The 7,615-nt window shown below is 72.2% G+C and carries 4 protein-coding genes; 3 read left to right on the top strand and 1 reads right to left on the bottom strand.

Annotation, left to right across the window (positions count from 1 at the left end; all coding sequences use genetic code 11):
• Nucleotides 1-15: 15 nt before the first annotated feature.
• Nucleotides 16-3,915, bottom strand: a complete 3,900-nt coding sequence (locus tag AOK22_RS16285) for a non-ribosomal peptide synthetase (RefSeq protein ID WP_158070511.1) — start codon at nucleotides 3,913-3,915, stop codon at nucleotides 16-18.
• 645 nt (nucleotides 3,916-4,560) lie between these two features.
• Between AOK22_RS16285 and AOK22_RS16290 the strand changes: the two genes are divergently transcribed.
• The 3 genes from AOK22_RS16290 to AOK22_RS16300 all read left to right on the top strand — a co-directional run.
• Nucleotides 4,561-5,559, top strand: a complete 999-nt coding sequence (locus AOK22_RS16290) for a thiamine pyrophosphate-dependent dehydrogenase E1 component subunit alpha (protein ID WP_237773162.1) — start codon at nucleotides 4,561-4,563, stop codon at nucleotides 5,557-5,559.
• On the top strand, nucleotides 5,552-6,526 hold the full coding sequence (locus AOK22_RS16295; RefSeq protein WP_055699381.1) for an alpha-ketoacid dehydrogenase subunit beta: 975 nt from the start codon (nucleotides 5,552-5,554) through the stop codon (nucleotides 6,524-6,526). The genes AOK22_RS16290 and AOK22_RS16295 overlap by 8 nt, the downstream gene beginning before the upstream one ends.
• A gap of 262 nt (nucleotides 6,527-6,788) precedes the next feature.
• The coding region (locus AOK22_RS16300) for a sensor domain-containing protein (protein WP_208606407.1) at nucleotides 6,789-7,615 on the top strand (827 nt) is incomplete at its 3' end.

Raw genomic sequence — 7,615 nt, forward strand, 5'->3', positions numbered from 1 at the left:
GCTTCCCGTGGGCTGTCAGGCGCCCGGTCCCGCGCCCAGCACCCGTACCACCTCGGCCAGCGACGACGTGTGCAGCAACTCGTCGTGTGCGCAGGCGATGTCGTGGGTGTCCAGCCGGCCCCGCACGAGCGGGCGCCACGCATCGGCGGGCGAGGCCCCCGGGGTCGCGCCCCGCGTGGCCGTGAACACCATGGCGTCCCCGTCGAAGGGTTCGGGGCGGTGGGCGCCCAGCAGCGCGCTGGTGTGGCGGAACGTACGGGCGAGCGCCTCGACCCTGCTCTCGTCCAGCTCCGCCAGGTCGGCCGGGTCGGCGGAGAAGGCCCGCAGGGCCTCGGCGGTGCGCGCGGCCGTCAGGGGTTCACCGGAGGTGTCCGGCACGGGGCAGCCGTAGCGGGCGAGGACCGCCCGGAGGGCCTCCTGCTCCGTAATGCCGTCCTCCGGCACGTCGGCGGCGGCCTGCGCCGGCTGCCCGTCCAGCAGGGCCAGCACCTCCACCTCCTCCCCCTGCTTCCGCAGCCGCACGGCCATCGCGTGCGCCGCCTGCGCGCCGAAGGACCACCCCAACAAGCGGTAGGGGCCCGCCGGCTGGACGGTGCGGACGGCCTCCAGGTACGCGGCCGCCAGCTCGTCCAGGGTGCCCGGCAGCCCGTCCGCCTCGGTCAGGCTGCGCGGCTGGAGTCCGTACAGGGGCACGTCGGCCGGAAGGTGGCCCGCGAGCCGCAGGTACACCCAGCTCTGCCCGTCGTCCGGGTGGACGCAGAACAGGGGCGTCTTCTTGCCCGTCGACCGCAGCGGGACCAGCACGTCGTCGCGGTTCCGTACGGCTCCCTCGCCCAGTTGCCGCGCGAGCCCGGCCACCGTGGGGCTGGCGAACAGCTCGCCGACCGACAGTTCGCGGCCCAGCGTGCTCCGGATCCTGCCGAGCAGGCGGGTGGCGGAGAGCGAATGCCCGCCCAGGTCGAAGAAGTTGTCGTCGACGTCGACCTGCGGCACCTTCAGGATCCGCGCGAAGAGCCCGGCCAGGATCTCCTCGACCGCGGTGCGCGGCACCTGGTCCTGGTCGGCGGCGACCGCCGCGGGCTCGGGCAGGGCGTTGCGGTCCAGTTTGCCGCTTGCGGTCAGCGGCAGTTCGTCCAGGAGCACGAGCCGGCTCGGGGTGAGGTATCCGGGCAGCCGCTCGCCGATCGCGGAGCGCACGGCGGCCGGGTCGAGACGCCTGCCGGTCTCGGGGACGGCGTACCCGATCAGGCTCCGGTCGCCGGTCGCGTCCTCCAGGACCGTGGCCGCGGCCCGCGCGACCCCCTCGACGCCCCGGATCGCCGCCTCGACCTCGCCCAGCTCGATGCGGTGGCCCCGCAGCGAGACCTGGTCGTCGTTGCGGCCGACGAAGACGAGCTCTCCCCCGGCGGTCCAGCGGACCAGGTCACCGGTGCGGTACATCCGGCTGCCCTCGGGACCGTAGGGGTCGCGTACGAAGCGTTCCGCGGTCAGTTCGTCCCGCCCGCGGTAGCCCTGCGTCACCCCGGCCCCCGCCACGTACAGCTCGCCCACGGCCCCGACGGGCACCAGCTCGAGCCGCTCGTCGAGGGCACGGACGCGGACGTTGCGCAGGGGTGTGCCGATCGGCGGCGCCTCGGCGTCGGCCGGCGACAGCGGCAGGCTCATCGCGGTGGAGATGGTGGCCTCGGTGGGGCCGTAGCCGTTGATCAGCCGGCAGACCGGCGACCAGCGCCTGACGACGTCCGGTGACGACGCCTCGCCCACGATGGTGATGGTGACGCCGGAGGGCAGGTCGTCCGGTGACATGACCTCCAGGACCGAGGGGGCGAGCACCAGGTCGTTGATGTCGGCCTCGTCGATGAGGCGGGCGAGGTCCGGGCCGGGCGCCAGACGGTCGCTCGCGGCCACCACCAACGTGCCGCCGACCAGCACCGACTGGGTCATCTCGCCCACGGACGCGTCGAAGCTCGCGGAGGCGAACTGCAGGGTGCGGCTCCCCGGCCCGGAACCGAGCCGGTCGAGCATGGCCCCGCAGATGTTGACGACACCGCGGTGCGGCACCACGACGCCCTTGGGGCGCCCGGTGGAACCCGAGGTGTAGATCAGATACGCCGGGTGCCGGGCGTCGAACTCCCCGGTGCGCTCGTCGTCGGCGAGGTCGTGCCCCGGCAGTTCGCCGAGCGTCCGCCGCAGGCCGGGGTCGTCCAGCAGGAGGCCTTCGACGCCGAGGGTCTCCGCGAGGTGCGCGGTCGAGGACTGGAGCAGCAGCAGCGCGGGCGAGGCGTCGGACACCATGAAGGCGAGCCGGTCCTCCGGGTAGGCCGAGTCGAGCGGCAGGAAGGCGGCACCGGTCTTCAGGACGCCGAGTACGGCCGCCACCACCTCCGCCGACCTGGGCAGGGACAGACCCACCACGCTGCCGGGGCCGACACCCCGCGAGACCAGGTGCCGTGCGAGCCGGTTGGCCTGCGCGTTGAGTTCGCTGTAGCTGTGCGTGACACCGCCGTGCAGCTCGACCGCCGGACCGTCCGGAGTCCGCTGTGCCCACTGTTCGACCAGGGTGTGCATCCCCACGTCGGGGATGTCCCGGACGGGACCGGCGCCCCAGGCGAGCAACTGCTCGCGCTCCTCGGCCCGCAGGAGCGGCAGGCCGCCCAGCGCGGTCTCGGGGTCCGCGGCGGCGATGCCGTCCGCGAAGTACAGGAAGCGGTCGAGGTGGGCCTCCAGTTCGGCCTCCTGACAGAGGTCGGCGTTGGCGGCGGCGATGAGCTCCACCGCCCCGTCGGAGGACGTCTGGAAGAAGGTGAACATCAGGTCGGCGACGTGGGAGTGCGAGAGCGTCCGCAGGCGCGCGGGGACCCCGGCGAAGTCCAGGTCGTGGGAGAAGCCCATCACGTTCAGCGCGGGGCCCCACAGCCGGCGGTCGGTGCCGAGCAGTCCCAGCTCGCGGGAGAGTTCCTCCGAGGGGTACCGGCTGCGCTGGAACGCGGCGCGCGCCTCGGCCCTGGTCTCCCGGAAGAAGGTCGTCAGCGTGGTCCGCGCGTCGGTGGCCAGGCGCAGCGGCACGGGGTTGGTCAGCATGCCGGGGGTGTCCCGCTCGACCCGGGTCAGCCGCGCCGCGACCGGCATGCCGACCGTGACCTCGGGCGAGTTGGTCATCCGCGCGGTGTAGGCGGCGGTGATGCCGGTCGTCAACTCGACCCAGCTGACGGCGAATCGCTCGGCGGCCGCGCGCAGCTTCGCCAGCCGCGCCGGGTCCAGGGCGACCTTGCGCAGCAGCACGTCGTCGCCGCCCGCTCCCCGCCGTGTGGTCAGGCGCACCGGTTCGGGGCGGTCGGAGAGCCGCTCCAGCCAGTACTTGCGGTCCCGCTCCCGGCGCGTCGAGGCGAGGTAGGCCGTTTCGCTCTCCACCAGCATGTGGAAGGGGCGGAAGGGGCTGTCGTCGACGGCCCGGCCGGCGGCCAGCTGCGTGTAGACCTGCGCGGTGCGGTGGTGGAGCGTGCCCAGACTGCCGCCGTCGAGGAGCAGATGGTGGACGCGGCGGTAGAGGGAGAAACGGTCGTCCGCCAATTTGAACAGCGCCGTGGTGAACGGCGGGGGCTCGGACAGTTTCACCTCCTTGCCCATGTCGGCACGCATCCAGGCCTCCGCCGCGGCCCGCGGGTCCGCCTCGGAGCTGACGTCGATGTAATGGACCGGCGGCTGCGCGGACTCGTCGACGTACTGCGCCGGTCCGTCGGCGGTCTCCACGAAACGCAGGCGCAGCGCCTCCATCTCCGTGGTCACCCGCCGGTGGGCCTCCTCGAGGAGCGCGGGGTCCACGGGTCCGTCGATGTCGAGGCAGTCGGCGATGCTGTGGTGCGTGACGGTGGGTGCCAGAGCCTGTGCGAACCAAATTCCCCGTTGGGCGGCCAACAAGGGCAGGAGCTCGCTCGAGCGATCCGGAGTTACTTTGTCCTGCGGCCCCGGCATGAAGTCCCTCGCATTCGTCGTAATGCGGTCATGAGAAACCTGTGGCGCGTTTCCTGGGAACCAGAAGCTCTGCTCGGTCGATGCGGCCATGGTAAGGAGATAAACCCGGCGGCCGGCGCTGATTTCGATGTCTTGGCGAGCTTGTGGAGAACGAAATGTGACTCTAGCAAGTGCGGTCACCGCCTGGGAAGGGGGTGAGATTGCTGCAAAAGCCAACCTGCCTGGCATATCGACCAATAGCGACAGTCTGCGGTGTTTGACCGCCGTGACGGGTGCCCGCGTCACGGCGAACGGATGCTTGCTGCTGTTCAGGAGAGCGGGTTAGGATCCCGGCGTTCCACGGCTGTGACAGGTTTGTTTGCACCATGCATCTTCGGACCGGAATATCGTCGACCGGATGAGGCGGTTTCCTTACCGCGAGGCGGCCCGTATCCACGGAATTGGCGGATGTGGAATCTCAGGACCGCCTTGTTTCCCCTTCGTTCTTCTCCACTTCGGCCGCCGTGGCGGCCGCAGCGACCCGCGGTAGCGCTCGTCCTTTCCGCCTCGATGTCTTCGGGCGTCGGTTTCGACCACGAGGGGCACGCCATGAGTGACGCCATGAGTGAGCAGTACTCGACCAGGGAACGGCTGTACCGGACCATGCGGTTGATCCGCCGCTTCGAGGAGTACTGCATCAAGCTGGTGCGCTCCGGGGAGATCGCGGGCGGAATCCACCCCTACATCGGCCAGGAGGCCATCGCGGCCGGGGTGTGCGCGGCACTGCGCCCCGACGACTACATCACCAGCACGCACCGCGGCCACGGGCACGTCCTGGCCAAGGGCGCCGACCCCGCCGGGATGATGGCCGAGTTGACCGGCCGGATCACCGGTCTCAACAAGGGCCGCGGCGGTTCCATGCACGCGGCCGACGTCGGTCTCGGTATCCTCGGCGCCAACGGCATCGTGGGGGCCGGCGCGCCGATCGCGGCCGGTGCCGCCTGGGCGGCGACGCGGGCCGGCGAGGACCGGATCGCGGTCAGCTTCTTCGGGGACGGCGCGGTCAGCCAGGGCGTGGTCCTCGAATCGTTCAACCTGGCGGCGCTGTGGCGGCTTCCGGTCCTCTTCGTCTGCGAGAACAACGGATACGCCTCCACGCTCACCGTGGACAACGCGGTCGCCGGCACGATCGTCGGCCGGGCGGCCGCCTTCGGCATCCCCGCCGCGCGGATCGACGGCACCGACGCCGAGGCCGTCATGACCGCCACGCGTGAGTACGCCGACCGGGCCCGCTCCGGGGGCGGCCCCGCGCTCCTCGAATGCACCGCGTACCGGTTCGACGCCCATCACACCTGGGAGCACAAGTCGTTCGTCCGGTACCGGTCGCGGGAGGAGGTGGCCGAGGGACGCTCCCGCGATCCGCTGCTCGTCCAGGCGGAGCTCATCTCCACCGAAGCCCGGGACCGCATCGACCAAGAGGTGGAAGACGTGCTGGAGTCCGCACGCGAGTTCGCCCTCGCCAGCCCCAAGCCCGACCCCGCCGACGCCCTCGACCATCTGTACGCCACGGGTCTGCGCCCGCGGGCGGGGGTGAGCGCCCATGCCTAAGCTCTCCTACCTCGGCGCGCTCTCCCGGGCCCTGTCCGACGAACTCGCGCGCGACCCCGGTGTCTGCGTCTTCGGCGAGGACGTGCGGGTGGGCGTCGCCAACATCACCAAGGGGCTGGTGGACACGTACGGTCCGGAGCGGATCGTCGACATGCCCCTGTCCGAGCAGGCCTTCACCAGTTTCGCGACCGGCGCGGCCCTCGTCGGACAACGCCCGGTGCTGGAGTTCCAGATCCCGTCACTGCTCTTCCTCGTCTTCGAGCAGATCGCCAACCAGGCCCACAAGTTCTCGCTCATGACGGGCGGTCAGGCGAAGGTGCCGGTCACCTATCTGGTGCCCGGGTCCGGCTCCCGCGTGGGCTGGGCGGGCCAGCACTCCGACCAGCCGTACGGGCTCTTCGCCCACGTCGGGCTCAAGACCGTCGTCCCCAGCAGCCCGTCCGACGCCTACGGCCTGCTCGTGTCGGCGATCCGCGACGACGACCCGGTGGTCGTCCTGACCCCGGCCGCCTCGTCGATGGACCGCGAGGACGTGGATCTGGCCGCCCTCGCTCCGCTCCCGCTCGGCGTGGGCCATGTGGTGCGCCCGGGGTCGGACGTCACGGTGGTGGCGGTCGGCCATCTCGTGCAGGAGGCCGTCGCGGTGGCCGACGAGCTCGCGCCCGACGTATCCGTCGAGGTCTTCGACCCGCGCACGGTGTATCCGTTCGACTGGGACGGTCTCGCCGCCTCCGTGGGACGCACCGGACGACTCGTCGTCATCGACGACACCAACCGCTTCTGCGGCTTCGCGGCCGAGATCGTCAGCACCGCCGCCGAGGAACTCACCCTCACCGCACCGCCCCGGCGCGTCACCCGCCCCGACGGCACCGTGCTGCCGTTCGCCCTGGAACTCGACCGCGCGGCCCAGCCGCACAGGGACCAGCTCTTGGCGGCGGTGCGGGGTGTGTGCGGGGTAGCGGACTAGGTCGCCACCCCCAGCCGGCCCGCAGCCCCGATGACCTCTGATGGCCCCCGATGGGGGAAAACCCCCAGACCGCACGGAGGAAAGCCACGTTCCGCCCGCGGCTGCCGCGTACCTAGCGTGAGTCCCACCGAGCACGCCCAGTACGCGGCAGGGAGTTGTGATGATCGAGGTCCAGGGGTCACCGGGCATGCCCGGGTCCACGGCCGTCCCCACGGGGATGTGGCTACCGGTCCGCGGGGACGCGGGGCAGGACACTGACGGCATGCACGCGCACCACACACACCACGAGGCGGCCCCGCGCCACGAGCCGCCGCTGCCCCGAGCGCTCCTGCGTGCCCCCTTCACCCGGCGGGCCTGGTCCGAGGCGGCGTACTGTCTGATCGGTTTCCCGCTGGGGCTGACGGGCGGGACCGTCCTCGCGGTGGTCCTCGCGGTCGGCGGTGCCCTGACCGTGTCGTTGGTGCTCGCGGTGGTGGGGGTGCTGTTCCTCATCGGAGGGCTGTGGCTCGCGCGAGGGCTCGGCGGCGTCCACCGCGCTCTCGCCTCGGCACTGCTCGGCGAGCGCACGCCCGAACCGCCGTCGTTCCGCCCCGGCGACGGGTTCGTGGGGCGGCTCGACGCGCGGCTGCGGGACGGGACCGGCTGGCGCGCGGCGGGCTACGTCCTCGCGAAGCTGCCGGTCGGCGCGCTGGGCGCGTACGCCGTCCTGTGGTGGATCACGGGCCTGGTCAATCTGACCGCGCCGCTGCGGTGGGGTGTCTTCGGGCAGCGGCCCGAGGCGGGCGACCCGGAGGGCATGCCGGTGCTCACGCCGATTCCGTTCGGCGGCCTGGACGCGGACACGTTCGAGGGCACCTGGCTCGCGGTCCTGGTCGGCATCGCCACCCTGCTGTGCGCGCCGTGGGTGACGCGCCTCGTCGTCGTGGGCGACCGCTGGCTCGTGCGGGCGCTCCTGGGACCGGGCCGTCTCGCCGACCGCGTACGGGACCTGGAGGAGACACGCGCGCTGGCCGTCGACGACTCGGTGGCGCTCCTGCGCCGGGTCGAGCGCGACCTGCACGACGGCGCGCAGGTCCGCCTGGTCGCCGT

The organism is Streptomyces silaceus (assembly GCF_001419745.1).
In the GTDB taxonomy this organism is placed as follows: Bacteria; Actinomycetota; Actinomycetes; order Streptomycetales; family Streptomycetaceae; genus Streptomyces; species Streptomyces silaceus.